The sequence below is a fragment of the Turicibacter sp. genome (assembly GCF_017941855.1).
Taxonomy (GTDB): Bacteria; Bacillota_I; Bacilli_A; order MOL361; family Turicibacteraceae; genus Turicibacter; species Turicibacter sanguinis.
Map to the genome: position 1 here is coordinate 1 of NZ_JAGAVR010000009.1, position 15,250 is coordinate 15,250.

The window sequence follows — 15,250 nt, forward strand, 5'->3', positions numbered from 1 at the left end:
GATTAAAGTGTGCGAGGCAGGTCATGGGCCTAAAACAATGACAACAAGTGTGTGTAAAATCCAGTAAGTTAAAATTGTGTGTGTAGATTAAAGTGTGCGAGGCAGGTCATGGGCCTAAAACAATGACAACAAGTGTGTGTAAAATCCAGTAAGTTAAAAGTGTGTGTGTAAATTAAAGTGTGCGAGGCAGGTCATGGGCCTAAAACAATGACAACGAGTGTGTGTAAAATCTAGTAAATTAAAATTGTGTGTAGATGAAAGTATGGGAGGTAAGTTGCCGACCTAAAACAGTGACAACGAGTGTGTGTAAAATTCAGTAAGTTAAAATTGTGTGTGTAGATCAAAGTGTGCGAGGTAAGTTGCTGACCTAAACAGTGACAATGAGTGTGTAATCAAAAATATGTAAGGATGGTCACTTTCCTAAAATAGTGATATAAATTTTAAATATTTATTTGAATTATATTAGTTAAGTTATTAACTTATACAACGACAAATTAATTTTAGTAGGGTACTAGGTTCAAGGGTCAGGTTACTAGCCTTAATAAAGTAATTGATTATTTATTATAAATTGGAGATTGGTTGACTATTTTATGGCTGGCACCATATAAGTAGTTATAATAGAAATCTCATTGAAAATTATTTGTTTTTAAGTAAGATTTATATTTTTTTAAAAAGTTTTATGTGTTCATCCAATTTTAAAACCATTTTATGATGGAAGTGTCCTACTAGAGTAGGGACGTGTTCGGACAAACAATTGAATATTATCCACGATTTTGTAAATCGTTATTTCGGATACAGGGGCGTATTCGAAGGTTCCGAATATGTAAAGGGACCGGTTTGAATGATGTGATAGTCGCGAATCATGTCATTTGTTGAAGTTTAATTTGTAATAATGAGCTCATTATAAATTTAAAAATCAGATTCTATCTAGGATCTGATTTTTTGTTGTTTGGAGGATATTAAGAAAAAGTGTATGAAAGTAAGGGGAATGCTTTTTTTTTACCTCAAAATGGATATAATAGATAATAAGCGTTTTTTAAAGGGCAAGGAGAAATAGAATTAAATGAAAAAGGTTATATTAAGGACGATAAAAAAATACAATTTATTGGAGAAAAATAAATCAGTTGTTGTCGCAGTTTCAGGCGGGGCAGATTCAATGGCATTACTAAATTTGCTAGTCGAAATTAAAGAACTGTATAACCTTCATTTAGTTGTAGCTCATGTGAATCACAAGAAGCGTGAAAACTCAGATTTAGACGAGGTTCTAGTTAACAAAATAGCATTAGAAAATGGATTAGATTATGAGGTTTATTATTTACCTAAGTGTTTAACTAATGAAAATTTTCATGAATATGCGAGAAGAGAAAGATATAACTTTTTTAAAAGAGTTGCTGCTAATTATAAAGCAGATTGTATTGTGACAGCGCATCATGCCGATGATCATTTAGAAACACAAATTTATAGACTTTTATATCATAGTACAGTTAGTGGTTTAATTGGAATAGAACCGATAGTGGAGTATTGCGGATTGAAAATAATTAGACCATTAATCGAGGTAACAAAAGATGATATTTACAAGTATTGTAGTGAGTCTAGAATTGAGTACAGAGAGGATGAATCAAATCAAAGCGATGTGTATACTCGTAATCGAATTCGAAAATATATTATTCCAGCTTTAGCAGAAGAAACTTTTTCTGTTTATGAACATTCTCGAAGCATTAGTGAGCAGTTAAGTGAAGATGAAGCGTTTTTTAATTTACAGGTTGATCAATTAATGAATGAAGTTTCTGAAATTAAGGGAGTATTTAAAGTTTCAAGAAGTTTTATAAATAGCCTTCCTAAAAGCTTATCAAGACGATTGATTAAACGAATTCTTCAGCAGTTTATGATAAAGGATATTCAAACTGTACATATTGAAGAAGTACTGTCAGTTATGCAGAGTTCAAAACCTAATTTGAGCGTGACGTTACCTAATCAAATTTGTTGTGTTATAGCCTATGATATAGTACAATTCTCTACAATGCTTGATGAAATAGAGCCATATGAGATGATTTTAGATGTAGATTCTACGCTTGTCTTACCTCAAGGTTCTACTTTGTGTATAAGGGAGAACAAAGTCGATGAAAAAACGGAAAAATCTTGCATTAATAAAGTTGATTTGTGTTATAATGAAATAGAATTACCTTTAAAGGTTAGAACACGCAAACCAGGTGATCGTATCACTCTAATGAACGGACATGGAACGAAAAAAATTAAAGAAATTATGATTGAATGTAGAGTTCCCAAACATTTAAGAGATACATGGCCGATTATTACAGATTCGAATGATCGAATTATCTGGATTCCACTTTTAAAAAAATCATCTTATTGTCAACAACATTTAAATGGTAAAACGATTACAATTGATTATTGTCACCTCGGAGGGAATGAAGAAGATGCATAACGATATTAAAGAAATTTTATTAACAACTGAACAAATCGAAGCTAAAGCTGCAGAATTAGCGAAGCAATTAGAAATCGACTATGCGGATAAAAAACCGGTTTTATTAGGGTTATTAAAAGGATCTGTTCCGTTTATCGGAGATTTAATGAAGTGCATGAATATTCCAGTTCAAATTGAGTTTATGGATGTTTCTAGTTATCATGGGGGAACCGCTTCAACTGGACAAGTTAAGATTTTAAAAGATATTGATATCTCAGTAGAGGGACGTCATATCATTATTGTTGAAGACATTGTAGATACAGGATTTACTTTAGATAAAGTTATCGCACTTTTAAAACATCGCGGAGCTGCAAGTGTTGAAGTAGTAACAATGTTGGATAAACCAGAAGGTCGAGTAGTTGTAATGGAACCAAAATACATTGGATTTACAATTCCAAAAGCCTTTGTTGTTGGTTATGGATTAGATTATGATGAGTATTATAGAAATTTACCATATGTAGGAATTCTTAAAGAAGAAGTCTACATGAATTAAGAAAGAGGTGCGAAGATGCCGCCAATTAATCCAAAAGATAAAATTAAAAGCATGAAAAAGAAAAGTAGTTTTAATAAAAAAGGTCCACAAAGTATTGGAATCTACTTTATTCTATTTATCATTGTTTTAGGGTTATATGGTTTCTTATTTATTCCACAGGAAACACAGAAAATTGAAGAGCCACGTTATGAACAATTATTAAGTGATTTAGAATCAGGAAAAATTGTTTCATTATATGTTCAACCAGTAGATGGTGAAGACAATCAAAATATGTGGTCTGTTCAAGGTGAAATGATGGTAGATGGAAAGAAAACTATCTATACTGCAAATGTTCCAAATTCGGAATTGTCACGTATTTATGATTTAGCATTATCAAATAACATTGAAATTAATAATAAATTAGCTTCAAGTGTAGGTAAGATATGGTCATTCCTTTCTTACGCGTTAATAACTGTTTTATTCCTAGGTGTCATCATGTTTATGTTTAAATCAGCACAACGAGGGAATAATAAGGCGTTTGATTTTGGTAAGAGCCGTGCTAAATTATCTAAACAAGAAGGAATCTCGTTCGAAGATGTTGCTGGAAATGATGAAGAGAAAGAAGAATTGGTTGAGGTTGTCGATTTCTTAAAAAGTCCAGCTAAGTATAATGAAATGGGAGCACGTGTTCCAAAAGGTATTTTATTAGTAGGGCCTCCAGGTACAGGTAAAACGTTATTAGCTCGTGCAGTTGCAGGAGAAGCTGGAGTACCTTTCTACTCAATTTCAGGTTCTGATTTCGTTGAAATGTTCGTAGGGGTAGGGGCAAGTCGTGTACGCGATATGTTCCAAACTGCGAAGAAAACAGCGCCTTGTATTATCTTTATCGATGAGATTGATGCAGTAGGGCGTCAACGTGGAGCTGGTATGGGTGGAGGACACGATGAACGTGAACAAACATTAAATCAGTTACTTGTTGAGATGGACGGATTTGGTCCAAATTCAGGTATTATCGTAATGGCTGCAACTAACCGTCCAGACGTTTTAGATCCGGCTTTATTACGACCAGGACGTTTTGACCGTCAAATTACAATTGGTCGTCCAGATGTTAAAGGACGTGAAGCAATCTTAAAAGTGCATGCACGTAATAAACGTTTAGCACCTGAAGTACGTTTAGAAGATATTGCAAGACGTACACCAGGATTTAGTGGAGCGGATCTTGAAAACTTATTAAATGAATCTGCTTTATTAGCAGCTCGTGAAAATCGTAAAGAAATTCAAATGCGTGATGTCGATGAAGCAACGGATCGCGTTATGATGGGACCTGCTAAAAAATCAAAAGTATTCTCACCAAAAGAACGACGTGTTGTTGCTTATCATGAAGCAGGACATGCTGTTGTTGGATTAAAACTTGAAAATGCAGAGATTGTACATAAAGTTACAATTATTCCTCGTGGAGAAGCGGGAGGATATGCTTTAATGCTTCCTGAAGAGGAAACTTATTTACAAACTAAACAAGATTTATTAGACCGTATTACTGGATTATTAGCTGGACGTGTCTCAGAAGAGTTAACGTTCCACCAGGTAACAACGGGAGCTCATAATGACTTCCAAAAAGCAACTGCTATTGCACGTGCGATGGTTACTGAATACGGGATGAGTAAATTAGGGCCTATCCAATACGAACAACGTAGTGGAAATGTATTCTTAGGACGTGACTATAATAAAGATAAGAACTTCTCTGATCATTTAGCACGTCAAATTGATGAGGCAATTCATGAGATTATTAGTGAATGTTATGAACGTTGTCGCAAGGTTCTTGAGCAAAATCAAGATTTAGTAAAATTAATCGCTGAAACATTGTTAGAGTATGAAACATTAACGAAAGAACAAATTGATGAGTTAGTTGAAAAAGGTCACTTAGAAACAACAGCTTATACAATTAGTAGCTCTAATAAAGATGATAAAAAACAAGCTAATTTCAAATTAGTGCGTGAAAATAATAATTATCAATTAAAATCAACATTAACTCATTCAAAGGATGAATTACCTCCAATTGAAGAGTTATAATAAAAAAATCGTTTCTCATTAGAGAAACGGTTTTTTTATGAGATGATGTAAATAAATTTTTCCTATTAGCTCAATATAAAATTAATACTGACAATAATGAGTAGAAAAATAAGTGTATTTTTGTTATCATAGACAACATAAAAATGATTTCCTAAGAAATAAAAGAGACAACAAGGAGGCACATTAAATGAAAGATTATTTAGTTAAAGCATTAGCATTTGATGATCAAATTCGTGCATTTGCTGTAAGTTCAACAAATTTAGTTGAAGAAGGACGTCGTCGTCACGGTTGCTGGCCAACTGCTTCGGCTGCTCTTGGTAGAACTTTAACGGTTGCTGCTATGATGGGAAGCCAGTTAAAAGGTGAAGAAACAATTACTATTCGTATTAATGGAAATGGACCAATCGGTTCAATTATTGTAGATGCAGACTCAAAAGGTATTGTACGTGGATATGTTACGAATCCAGAAGTACACTTCCAATATAATTCAGGAAAATTAAATGTAGGGATGGCTGTTGGAACTGATGGGCAGTTATCAGTGACAAAGGATTTAGGATTAAAAGATTATTTCACAGGACAAGTTCCGTTACAATCAGGTGAAATTGGTGATGACTTTACGTATTATTTTGCAGTATCTGAACAAGTTCCATCTGCTGTTGGCGTAGGGGTTTTAGTTGAACCAGATAACTCAGTTAAAGCAGCTGGAGGATTTATTATTCAAGTAATGCCAGGAGCTACAGAAGAAACATTAGTGAAGTTAGAAACTGCTTTATCTAATATTAAACCTGTTTCTCAAATGATTGATGGAGGTCTTACTCCTGAACAAATTTTAGAAACGATTTTTGGTTCGGAAAATGTTCGTATTTTAGATCGTCATGATGTTCATTTTGAATGTAAATGTTCAAAAGATAAATTTGAAAATGGAATTATTAGTTTAGGAGAAAATGAAATCCAAGCGATGATTGATGAAGATCACGGTGCGGAGGCAGTTTGTCATTTCTGTATGGAACGTTATCAATTTACTGCTGAAGAATTAGAAGCTTTAAAAGAACGAGTAAAGTAATTAAAGGATGAATTAATATGAATCGCTATGAAGATAATATTGAAGTAGTTGAAGGTGAAGTTATTAGTGATGGAAGTACATCTTCACAAAAGGATTATTGGCGTGAGGAACTTAAAGAAGAGCTTCGCCAAGAATTAAGAAACGATTATCGACATGAACTAAGAAAGGGAATGATGTCGGTTCTAGGAAAAAGCTATAATTTAGGAATGATGCTTGCAGTTGTTATCTCTTACACAGCACATCACTCTATTTTATGGGCGATTATTCATGGATTACTTGGTTGGTTTTACGTTATTTATAAAATTATTTTTGGATAAAATTAAAATCCATTATTTCATTTTGAAATAATGGATTTTTTTATTACATCGGATAGAATTCATCAATAACTTTAATGATATTAGGGCGGAGATCAATATTACCTTGTTCAAGCTGATATCTTAGGCTTGAAAAATCAGAAGAGTTTGAAGGAGCTTGGGTATCTGCTTGAAGTCCGATGTAAAATAATAATAAACCACAAATGATAAGAATAGTATTTAATACTTTCATCAGTGTCACTCCTTATCGCTTTTGTCGAGATTGAGCTCAATATTACTATACGTGTGGACTAAGGAAGGCGTGAGCAGAAATATTGGACATTTATACAAAATTATGTCATCATATTAATAAAGTTATTTTATATCTGAGGACAGCAAAGAAAGGGCGTGGATGATATGAAGAAATTATTATTGATGTCATTAGATGCGATGATTGGTAAAGATATTGAAATTTTAAAACAGTTACCAACGTTTGGACCAATTTTAAAAAAAGCATCAATTGTAAAATCAGTTGAGACAGTATATCCATCAATGACTTATACAGCTCATGCATCGATTGTTTCAGGAACTTATCCTAATAAACATGGAATTATCACAAATGAGGTATTTACACCATTAGTTAATAATGCACCTTGGTATGAGTTACGTTCACAAAATAAAGCTCAAATTCTACCTGAACTAGCTCAAGAAAATGGTTATTCAGCATTTATTAATAGTTGGCCAACATTAGTAGGAGCAAATGTTGATTATGTTGTTCAACGTGCTGGAATTCATTATCCTAAAGAAGAACAAGAATCTGAAATTCGTAAAAATTCAAATGATGTTTTAACACAGGAAATGTGGGACTATTGTGCGGAAGCATGGACGTTACCAAATTATTATTCAACAGATAAATTTTCTGCAAAAGCAACAGAATATGTTATTAATAAATATCAACCAGATGTAATGTTAATGCATATGACATTACCAGATCATTATCGTCATTCACACGGGGTATTATCTGAAAAATTAGTAGATGCGTATAAATATTTAGATGATATGTTAGCAATCGTTGTAAATGCTTTAAAAGCAAATGATTTATATGAAAAAACAACGTTTGTTTTCTGTTCAGATCATGGACAAGTTGATGTGGATATGAATATTAATGCGAATAAATTATTAATTGAAAATGGATTATTAACAGTAGATGAGAATGGAAAAATGACAGATTGGGAAGCTTATATCCAATCTAGTGCTGTATCTGCTCAAGTTTATTTAAAAAATCCTAAAGATGAAGAAATGGTTCAAAAGGTTTATCAGTTATTAAACGAAAATCGTGATTTATTACATATTGAGCATATTTTTACGCGTGAGGAAGTTAATAAAACGTATCGTTTAAATGGAGAGTTTACATTTGTATTAGAAGCTAAAGAAGGAGCCGCATTTGGATGGAATCTATTAGCTGATTATCAAAATCCAATTATGAATGATGATTATCGTGTAAGTCGTGGTACACATGGACATATCCCAAGTAAAGGGGAGCAACCATGTTTAATTTTAAGTGGTCCAGGGGTACTTGAAGGAAAAGAAATCTCAGTTGCTAAAGTTGTGGATATTGCTCCAACATGTGCAGCTATTTTAGGATTTGAAATGCCTGAAGCAGATGGACGTGTACTTCGTGAATTATTAGTAGATTAATAAAAAAGGTCAAAGCTTGTGCTTTGACCTTTTTTATTTTTGATTTGCAATTCGACGATATTGTAGGGGTGTCATCCCTGTTATTTTTTTGAATGTCATATTGAAATAGTTTTGATTATTAAATCCAACTGTTAATGCAACTTCAAGGGTTGATAATCTTCCTTCCTCGAGTAGTGGTTTACTATTTTCAATTCTAATTTCATTAACAACTTGTGAGAAAGTTTTCCCCAATTCCTTTTTTAAAACAGAACAAAAATAGCATTTATTAAGATGAAAGTAGCTAGCAACGTCTTCTAAAACTAAGTTTCGATCGTAATTATTTGAGATATATGCTAAAACTTGTGGGCCATAAAGACCGGAATTTGGAGCTTTATTTTTGTTTGTATCGTTCATTTTTTTCCCTCCATATAAAAAAATAAAAAGATAATAATAATTATTATCAATAAAAAGGCTAAAACCTAAATATAGTTATAAAAATCTAAACATAGTTAAGAATGTTACTTGGTTAACTGTTATAATAAAAACAAATGATAATAATTATCAATTAAGTTGGATTAATTATAACATAGAATTTATTGAGAGTAAATATGTTGACAACGGGGAAGAGGTATGAATTTGAAGAAGCGATATTTATTAATTCTATTGTTAATACTGTCTATTGTTTCAGTATTTGTTGGAGCAAGTAATGTTACGTTAGATTCAGTTATCAATGGAGACATTGATCAATTATTTATTTTATTTGTGAGTCGTATTCCGAGATTGCTAAGTATATTAGTTGCGGGGGTTGGAATGAGTATTTGTGGTTTAATTATGCAGCAATTAACACGAAATAAATTTGTTTCTCCAACGACTGCTGCCACAATCGATTTTGCTAAATTAGGAATGCTTATCGCTATGTTATTCTTTGCTGGAGCATCTCCGCTACATAAAATGTTTTTTTCTTTTATTTGTTCTTTAGCAGGAACATTCTTATTCATGGGAATATTAAAGCAAATTAAATTTCAAAATAGTTTATTTATCCCTTTAATCGGGATGATGCTTGGGAATGTTGTTAACTCCATTACAACGTTTATTGCCTATCAGTTTGATTTAGTCCAAAATATTTCATCTTGGGCTCAAGGAAATTTTACAAATGTGATGAAAGGAAATTTCGAGCTTATTTATTTAAGTATTCCACTTATTATCGTTGCATTTTTATATGCTAATAAATTTACAATCGCAGGAATGGGAGAAGATTTTTCAACAAATTTAGGTCTTAATCATAAGTGGATTGTGAATATTGGATTAACGATTGTTGCTTTAATTACATCAGTTATCGTCATTACTATTGGAGCTATCCCATTTATCGGCCTCATTGTTCCTAACATTGTGTCATTATACTTAGGCGATAATCTAAAAAATAGTTTAGGTCATACTGCTATTTTAGGAGCATTGTTCTTACTAATCTGTGATTTGATTGGTAGATTAGTTATTTATCCATACGAAGTTACGATTGGATTAACGGTAGGTGTCATTGGAAGCATTATCTTCTTATTTTTAATTATGAGGAGGAAATCAAATGCAACGTCGTAAGTTTTTTAGTATCCTACTCATTTTAGCGATTGGCTTTAGCGTATTATATTTAGCATACGGATTAAATCCGAATTCTTATCAATATGCTTTGTCAAGACGAATTCCAAAGTTAATTGCGATTATGTTAACAGGTGGGGGAATTGCAGTATCCTCAGTTATCTTTCAAACAGTTACTAATAATCGGATTTTAACGCCCAGTGTTCTTGGGTTGGATTCCTTATATACAATGTTACAAACTGTCATTGTCTTTATTTTTGGATCAGCAAATGTTGCTTTAATTGGTTCGAATGTTAACTTTATTTTAGCTGGAATTTTAATGGTTCTGTTTTCGTTAGTATTATTTCGTATTATGTTCAAGCAGGAAAATCAGAATTTATTCTTCTTACTAATGCTCGGAATGATTTTTGGAACCTTATTTAGTAGTTTATCTTCATTTATGCAAATGGTGATGGATCCAAATGAATTTTTAATCGTTCAAGATAAAATGTTTGCAAGTTTTAATAATGTTAAATCATCTTTATTAATGATTTCATTTTTAACAATAGTTGTTACATTTTTATGGGCATTTAAAGATATGAAGCGATTAGATGTTTTATCTTTAGGGCGTGAACATGCGATTAATTTAGGTATTGATTACGATAAGATTGTTCGAAAATTATTGGTTGTTGTTTCAATTTTAGTTGCTGTTTCAACAGCACTTGTAGGACCTATTACGTTTTTAGGATTACTGGTAACCAATCTCTCTTATCAATTATTTAAAGATTATCGTCATAGTGTTTTAATTCCAGGTGCAATATTAATTAGTATTGTATCGTTAATTGGAGGTCAGTTCTTAGTTGAGAGAGTGTTCCAATTTAGTACAACAATTGGGGTTATTATTAACTTTGTCGGTGGGATTTACTTTATTTATGTTCTGTTAAAGGAGGAGCGCGTATGATTGAGGTGAAAAATATTTCAAAGAAATATGGTTCAAAAGCTGTCGTAAATGATGTCTCTTTTCAAATTAAGAGGGGAAAGATTACCTCATTTATCGGACCAAATGGTGCTGGGAAAAGTACCGTATTAGGAATGATGAGTCGTTTGTTGAAAAGAGATTCTGGTGAAGTCTTTATTGATGGAAAAGAGTTATCACAGTGGAAAACAAATGAATTAGCTAAAGTCCTGGCGATACTTAAGCAAAGTAATCATTTAAGCGTCCGACTTACAATTCGAGATTTAGTCGCGTTCGGTCGCTTCCCACACAGTCAAGGTAATTTAACGGAAGTCGATCAAGCTAAGATTGACGAGGCGCTTCATTATATGCAACTTGAGGATATTCAGGATAAGTTTTTAGAGGAGTTAAGTGGGGGCCAAAGGCAACGCGCTTTTATCGGAATGGTGTTGGCACAAGATACTGACTATATTTTACTTGATGAACCTTTAAATAATCTTGATATGAAGCATAGTGTGCAAATTATGAAGATGTTACGTCGTATTACAGATGAGCTTGGTAAAACAGTTATTATTGTGATTCATGATATTAATTTTGCATCATGTTATTCAGATGAAATTATTGCTTTGCAAAACGGTGAAATTTCGGTTTGCGGAACAGTAGATGAAATTATGCAGGCATCAACATTAAGCGAGTTATATGATATGGATTTTGAAGTTAAAGAGATTAATAACAAAAAAATCTGTGTGTATTACTAGGCTAGGATTAAATATATAAGAAAAGGTGGAAAAGAAAAATGAAGAAAAATTTATTAGTAATGATGGCCGTTTTGGCAATGGGAATGGTAGGATGCTCACAGGCACCTGCAATGGAAGCACCGGCAGAAGATACAGCTGTATCTGAAGAAGTAAAATCAACTGAAAATAAAGAAGTAGCAACAACTTTAATAATTGAACATGACTTAGGGAAAACAGAAGTTGAAATTAACCCAGAAAATGTTGTTGTTTTCGATTACGGAATTTTAGATTCATTAGATTACATGGGGGTTGAAATTACAGGAGTTCCACAATCAAGTTCAATGCCAGAACATTTATCAAAATTTGATGGTTCTGAATATGCTAATGCAGGTTCTTTAAAAGAAGTAGATTTAGAAGCTGTTTATGAAATGCAACCAGATTTAATTATTATTTCTGGACGTCAATCTGATTACTATGAAGAATTATCAAAAATTGCGCCAACTATTTCCATGGGAATTGATAATGAGAATTATTTAGAATCATTCAAAGAAAATATGATAGTTTTAGGTCAAATCTTTGAAAAAGAAGAGTTTGTTACAGAAGAATTAGCTAAAATTGAGGAATCAGTTGCGACTTTAAATGAAGCTGTAACGGCAACAGGAGCTAATGCTTTAATTACGTTAGTTAATGATGGTTCTGTAAGTGCTTATGGTCAAGTTTCTCGTTTTGGAATCATCCACAATACATTTGGATTTATTCCAGCTGATGAAAATATTGAAGTATCAACACATGGACAAAATGTTTCATTTGAATATGTTTTAGAAGTTAACCCAGATTATCTATTTGTTGTTGATCGTGGGGCTGCGATTGGAGGAGAATCAACGGCTGCGGCTTTATTAGATAATGAATTAATTCATGCAACAAATGCAAGTGTAAATGATCACATTGTTTATTTAAATGCTGGGATTTGGTATACAGCGAGTGGTGGATTTACTTCAACAAATATGATGATTGATGAAATTAGTGCTGCGTTAAAATAATAATTTGCAAATAAGGTGAGTATTTCACCTTATTTTTTTATTAAATTTAATTACAAAAATAAAAAAATCACAAACTTTTTAAAAAAATTCACAAAAATATGTAAAATTATAGTATAATATACGTGTTAGGAAACATGGTCATTTAATGACAGGATAGTGTCAGTTTTGATGAAAATTGTCATGAGTTTTCATCGAATTTATCACCTATAGAAATTTGGAAGTCATTCAAGTATTTTTTAAGAATACTTATTCCCTATAGATTAGTTTTGTACTCCTCAAATATAAATAAAACTAAATTTGGAATCTATGATTTGCGGCGTAGATTCTAAAAAGACTTCAAATTCTATCACTATCTCCACCAAGTGTTTTCTGATTATCTTCCTCGAGGTAAACTTCGAGGATTTTTTATTTGTCGTGAATTTTGAAGACTACCATTCAAAGTCTTTTAATAATATAGAGTGTGATGAAGAATTTTAGTGGTTTTACTAGATTAAGCGATGAAGGGTGTCGTTTTCTAAATGATAGTAGTAAGGGGAAAGTGTGGTAATAAATATCATGATTTGATATAATTACATTAATAATTTTTATACGTCTTATTAAATAATGGAGTGAATAATGTGAAAAGATTACGTAATATTTTAGTTACAATTATTCCGTTGATTGTTTTATTTTTAATTGCGGATTATGTATTATTAGTACCTTTAAATATTAGATTTGAAGAAGGATTTGGATTATTCTACGGGTTATTAATTATTGCAATTATTGCTTATTTTTATGAAGATGTACGTTATATTTTTCAAGATATAGCTAAAGGACATCCCATTAGTTTTCCAGGTTCAAAAATTAAGTTTGTTTTACTGACGATGATTATCATTTATTTTGGATATCAGTTATCATCATTACCTATTTTTTGGAGCAAACAATATCACGATTTAATTGGTAATGTGGAGACAAAAGAATTTGTTGAAGAGATTCCATCAGTTGATTTATCTAAGATTCCAACAGTTGATGAAGATTATGCTCGCCGTTTAGGTGAGAAAAAGCTTGGAGAAGATGTTGGTTTGGGGTCTCAGGTTTATGTTGGGGATTATACGTTAATTAGTATGAATGACGAGTTATTCTGGGTAGCACCTCTTGAACATATTGATATTATTAAGTGGTTTGCTAATCATGAGGGGACCCCTGGATATATAATGGTTTCAGCGACTGATGCTCAGGATGTACGTTTAGTTCAAGAAGATGCAGAAGGAAACCCAATTCACTTAAAGTACTTACCTTCGGCATTCTTTAATGATGATATTAAACGTAAGGTATATTTTGAAGGAAATATGTTTGAAGGATTGACTGATTTCTCATTTGAATTAGATGATTCAGGACGCCCTTATTGGGTTGTGACAACTTATACTAAGAAAGTCGGAATTAATGGTGGATCTGATGCGACTGGAGTAGTAGTGGTTGATGCGCAAACTGGAGAGACTCATAAATATTCAACTGAAGAGGCACCAACATGGATTGACCGTATCCAACCACAATCATTTGTGATTAATCAAATTAATGACTGGGGGTGGTATACAAACGGATTCTTCAATACATTATTTGCTAAAAAAGGGATTATTCAAGCAACTCAGGGAAGTAATTATATGTATGTCGATGGAGAGTGGTATTTCTATACTGGTATGACTTCAGCTAGCTCTGATGAATCAACGGTTGGATTTATGTTATCGAATACGAGAACGAAGGAAACAAAGTTCTATAAAATTGCAGGTGCAACTGAGATTGCAGCGATGCGTTCAGCAGAAGGAAAAGTTCAACAAATGTCATATTCTGCGAGTTTCCCATTGTTATTAAATATTGAAAATGAACCAACGTATTTTATGACGTTAAAGGATAACCAAGGTTTAGTTAAGCAATATGCATTTGTTAATGTAAAAGATTATTCGATGGTTGGTACAGGTGAAACATTAAGTGAGGCTCGTGCTAATTATACGAAGTTGATGTTTGGAAAAGGTGATTTTTCAAATCTTGCATCAGGAGAACGTAAGTCAATTAAGGGGACTGTTGAGCGTTTTGGAATGAGTCAAAGTGATGGAAATACTTATTATACGATTATTTTAAAAGATCAAACTAATTTATTATTGATGGGAGCAAGCACTATCTCACCGGAGTTAGCTATTACCCGCGAAGGTGACGTAGTTGAGATTGAGTATATTGACGCAAATAATCAGACAAAAACAATTGTTTCATTTGATAATTTAAATTACGTTCAGTAATCATAAAAGGAGAGGCGCTACTAACGTGCTTCTCCTTTGCGTTAGAGGTGTAGAAGTGATGAAGAAGATAATACCAATTTTATTGATTTTGATTGGTGTAGTTTGTTTAGGTATAGGAATTTATCCATTAATTGAGATGAATAAAGGAGTTAAAGAATCGGTGGAACAATGGGAGGAATTAAAAAATACTCCTAAGGAAGAAACATCGAATGAGAATGTCGATCAAAGTATTGTTGGGATGATGCAGATTGCTTCATTTGACAAGTTATTGCCAATCCGTGTTGGAACATCTGATGCGATTTTGACAAAAGGGGTAGGAATAGATGACGACACATCTATGATTGGTGATGTGGGTAATTCAGTACTTTACGGCCACCGAGAAGAAATTTTTTGGAATTTAAAACATGTTGAGGTTGGAGAGTTAATTACAATTGAGACATTAGATAATACCTTGACTTATGAGATACAAGATATTCAGATTGTTGATCCAGATGATGATTGGATTTACGAGTCATCAGATAGATCAATGATTACATTAGTGACTTGTTATCCGTTTGTTTATATGGGGCCAACACCTGAAAGATATGTTGTGAAAGCTAGTTTAATAGAGTAAAAAAATCCT

The 15,250-nt window shown here is 32.5% G+C and carries 14 protein-coding genes; 12 read left to right on the plus strand and 2 right to left on the minus strand.

The genetic code is table 11. The features are described from left to right. Positions 1–1,063: 1,063 nt before the first annotated feature. From tilS to J6D32_RS01565, 5 genes are all read left to right on the plus strand, one after another. Positions 1,064–2,443 carry a tRNA lysidine(34) synthetase TilS gene (tilS, locus tag J6D32_RS01545; protein ID WP_006784884.1) on the plus strand — a complete coding sequence of 460 codons (1,380 nt, stop codon included), beginning with the start codon at positions 1,064–1,066 and terminating at the stop codon, positions 2,441–2,443. Then, positions 2,427–2,975 carry a hypoxanthine phosphoribosyltransferase gene (gene hpt, locus J6D32_RS01550; protein ID WP_240060463.1) on the plus strand — a complete coding sequence of 183 codons (549 nt, stop codon included), beginning with the start codon at positions 2,427–2,429 and terminating at the stop codon, positions 2,973–2,975. Before tilS ends, hpt begins: the two co-directional genes overlap by 17 nt. Positions 2,976–2,990: 15 nt before the next feature. Beyond that, a complete protein-coding gene (gene ftsH, locus J6D32_RS01555) occupies positions 2,991–5,024 on the plus strand; it encodes an ATP-dependent zinc metalloprotease FtsH (RefSeq protein WP_006784886.1) in 2,034 nt (677 codons plus the stop codon). A gap of 187 nt (positions 5,025–5,211) precedes the next feature. Beyond that, positions 5,212–6,087 carry an Hsp33 family molecular chaperone HslO gene (hslO, locus tag J6D32_RS01560; RefSeq protein ID WP_006784887.1) on the plus strand — a complete coding sequence of 292 codons (876 nt, stop codon included), beginning with the start codon at positions 5,212–5,214 and terminating at the stop codon, positions 6,085–6,087. 17 nt (positions 6,088–6,104) lie between these two features. Further along, on the plus strand, positions 6,105–6,404 hold the full coding sequence (locus tag J6D32_RS01565; RefSeq protein ID WP_006784888.1) for a CAAX protease family protein: 300 nt from the start codon (positions 6,105–6,107) through the stop codon (positions 6,402–6,404). 43 nt (positions 6,405–6,447) lie between these two features. Here J6D32_RS01565 and J6D32_RS01570 read toward each other — a convergent pair whose 3' ends face one another. Beyond that, the gene (locus J6D32_RS01570) at positions 6,448–6,633 is read right to left on the minus strand and encodes a hypothetical protein (protein ID WP_006784889.1); all 186 of its coding nucleotides are present in this window, start codon (positions 6,631–6,633) and stop codon (positions 6,448–6,450) included. Positions 6,634–6,797: 164 nt separating this feature from the next. On the opposite strand from J6D32_RS01570, the gene J6D32_RS01575 reads away from it, so the two are divergent. Continuing rightward, positions 6,798–8,078 carry an alkaline phosphatase family protein gene (locus tag J6D32_RS01575; RefSeq protein ID WP_006784890.1) on the plus strand — a complete coding sequence of 427 codons (1,281 nt, stop codon included), beginning with the start codon at positions 6,798–6,800 and terminating at the stop codon, positions 8,076–8,078. A gap of 33 nt (positions 8,079–8,111) precedes the next feature. On the opposite strand, the gene J6D32_RS01580 is transcribed toward J6D32_RS01575, so the two are convergent. Beyond that, complete coding sequence (locus tag J6D32_RS01580; protein WP_006784891.1) at positions 8,112–8,471, minus strand: helix-turn-helix domain-containing protein; 360 nt, start codon at positions 8,469–8,471, stop codon at positions 8,112–8,114. A 216-nt stretch (positions 8,472–8,687) separates the two neighbouring features. Between J6D32_RS01580 and J6D32_RS01585 the strand changes: the two genes are divergently transcribed. From J6D32_RS01585 to J6D32_RS01610, 6 genes are all read left to right on the plus strand, one after another. Continuing rightward, positions 8,688–9,650, plus strand: coding sequence for an ABC transporter permease (locus tag J6D32_RS01585; protein WP_269146103.1), 963 nt, complete (start codon positions 8,688–8,690; stop codon positions 9,648–9,650). Next, positions 9,637–10,587 carry an iron chelate uptake ABC transporter family permease subunit gene (locus J6D32_RS01590; RefSeq protein WP_006784893.1) on the plus strand — a complete coding sequence of 317 codons (951 nt, stop codon included), beginning with the start codon at positions 9,637–9,639 and terminating at the stop codon, positions 10,585–10,587. The genes J6D32_RS01585 and J6D32_RS01590 overlap by 14 nt, the downstream gene beginning before the upstream one ends. Further along, on the plus strand, positions 10,584–11,339 hold the full coding sequence (locus tag J6D32_RS01595) for an iron ABC transporter ATP-binding protein (protein ID WP_006784894.1): 756 nt from the start codon (positions 10,584–10,586) through the stop codon (positions 11,337–11,339). The genes J6D32_RS01590 and J6D32_RS01595 overlap by 4 nt, the downstream gene beginning before the upstream one ends. A 38-nt stretch (positions 11,340–11,377) precedes the next feature. Continuing rightward, on the plus strand, positions 11,378–12,358 hold the full coding sequence (locus J6D32_RS01600) for a siderophore ABC transporter substrate-binding protein (protein ID WP_006784895.1): 981 nt from the start codon (positions 11,378–11,380) through the stop codon (positions 12,356–12,358). A 617-nt stretch (positions 12,359–12,975) separates the two neighbouring features. Further along, a complete protein-coding gene (locus tag J6D32_RS01605) occupies positions 12,976–14,628 on the plus strand; it encodes a hypothetical protein (protein WP_006784896.1) in 1,653 nt (550 codons plus the stop codon). A 58-nt stretch (positions 14,629–14,686) separates the two neighbouring features. Further along, the gene (locus tag J6D32_RS01610; protein WP_006784897.1) at positions 14,687–15,241 is read left to right on the plus strand and encodes a class D sortase; all 555 of its coding nucleotides are present in this window, start codon (positions 14,687–14,689) and stop codon (positions 15,239–15,241) included. The last annotated feature ends 9 nt before the right edge of the window (positions 15,242–15,250 follow it).

What these genes read in the sequence shown, in the direction of transcription:
- tilS (WP_006784884.1), top strand. Translation starts at nt 1,064, where the DNA reads ATGAAAAAGGTTATATTAAGGACGATAAAAAAATACAATTTATTGGAG.
- hpt (WP_240060463.1), top strand. Translation starts at nt 2,427, where the DNA reads ATGAAGAAGATGCATAACGATATTAAAGAAATTTTATTAACAACTGAA.
- ftsH (WP_006784886.1), top strand. Translation starts at nt 2,991, where the DNA reads ATGCCGCCAATTAATCCAAAAGATAAAATTAAAAGCATGAAAAAGAAA.
- hslO (WP_006784887.1), top strand. Translation starts at nt 5,212, where the DNA reads ATGAAAGATTATTTAGTTAAAGCATTAGCATTTGATGATCAAATTCGT.
- J6D32_RS01565 (WP_006784888.1), top strand. Translation starts at nt 6,105, where the DNA reads ATGAATCGCTATGAAGATAATATTGAAGTAGTTGAAGGTGAAGTTATT.
- J6D32_RS01570 (WP_006784889.1), bottom strand. Translation starts at nt 6,633, where the DNA reads ATGAAAGTATTAAATACTATTCTTATCATTTGTGGTTTATTATTATTT.
- J6D32_RS01575 (WP_006784890.1), top strand. Translation starts at nt 6,798, where the DNA reads ATGAAGAAATTATTATTGATGTCATTAGATGCGATGATTGGTAAAGAT.
- J6D32_RS01580 (WP_006784891.1), bottom strand. Translation starts at nt 8,471, where the DNA reads ATGAACGATACAAACAAAAATAAAGCTCCAAATTCCGGTCTTTATGGC.
- J6D32_RS01585 (WP_269146103.1), top strand. Translation starts at nt 8,688, where the DNA reads ATGAATTTGAAGAAGCGATATTTATTAATTCTATTGTTAATACTGTCT.
- J6D32_RS01590 (WP_006784893.1), top strand. Translation starts at nt 9,637, where the DNA reads ATGCAACGTCGTAAGTTTTTTAGTATCCTACTCATTTTAGCGATTGGC.
- J6D32_RS01595 (WP_006784894.1), top strand. Translation starts at nt 10,584, where the DNA reads ATGATTGAGGTGAAAAATATTTCAAAGAAATATGGTTCAAAAGCTGTC.
- J6D32_RS01600 (WP_006784895.1), top strand. Translation starts at nt 11,378, where the DNA reads ATGAAGAAAAATTTATTAGTAATGATGGCCGTTTTGGCAATGGGAATG.
- J6D32_RS01610 (WP_006784897.1), top strand. Translation starts at nt 14,687, where the DNA reads ATGAAGAAGATAATACCAATTTTATTGATTTTGATTGGTGTAGTTTGT.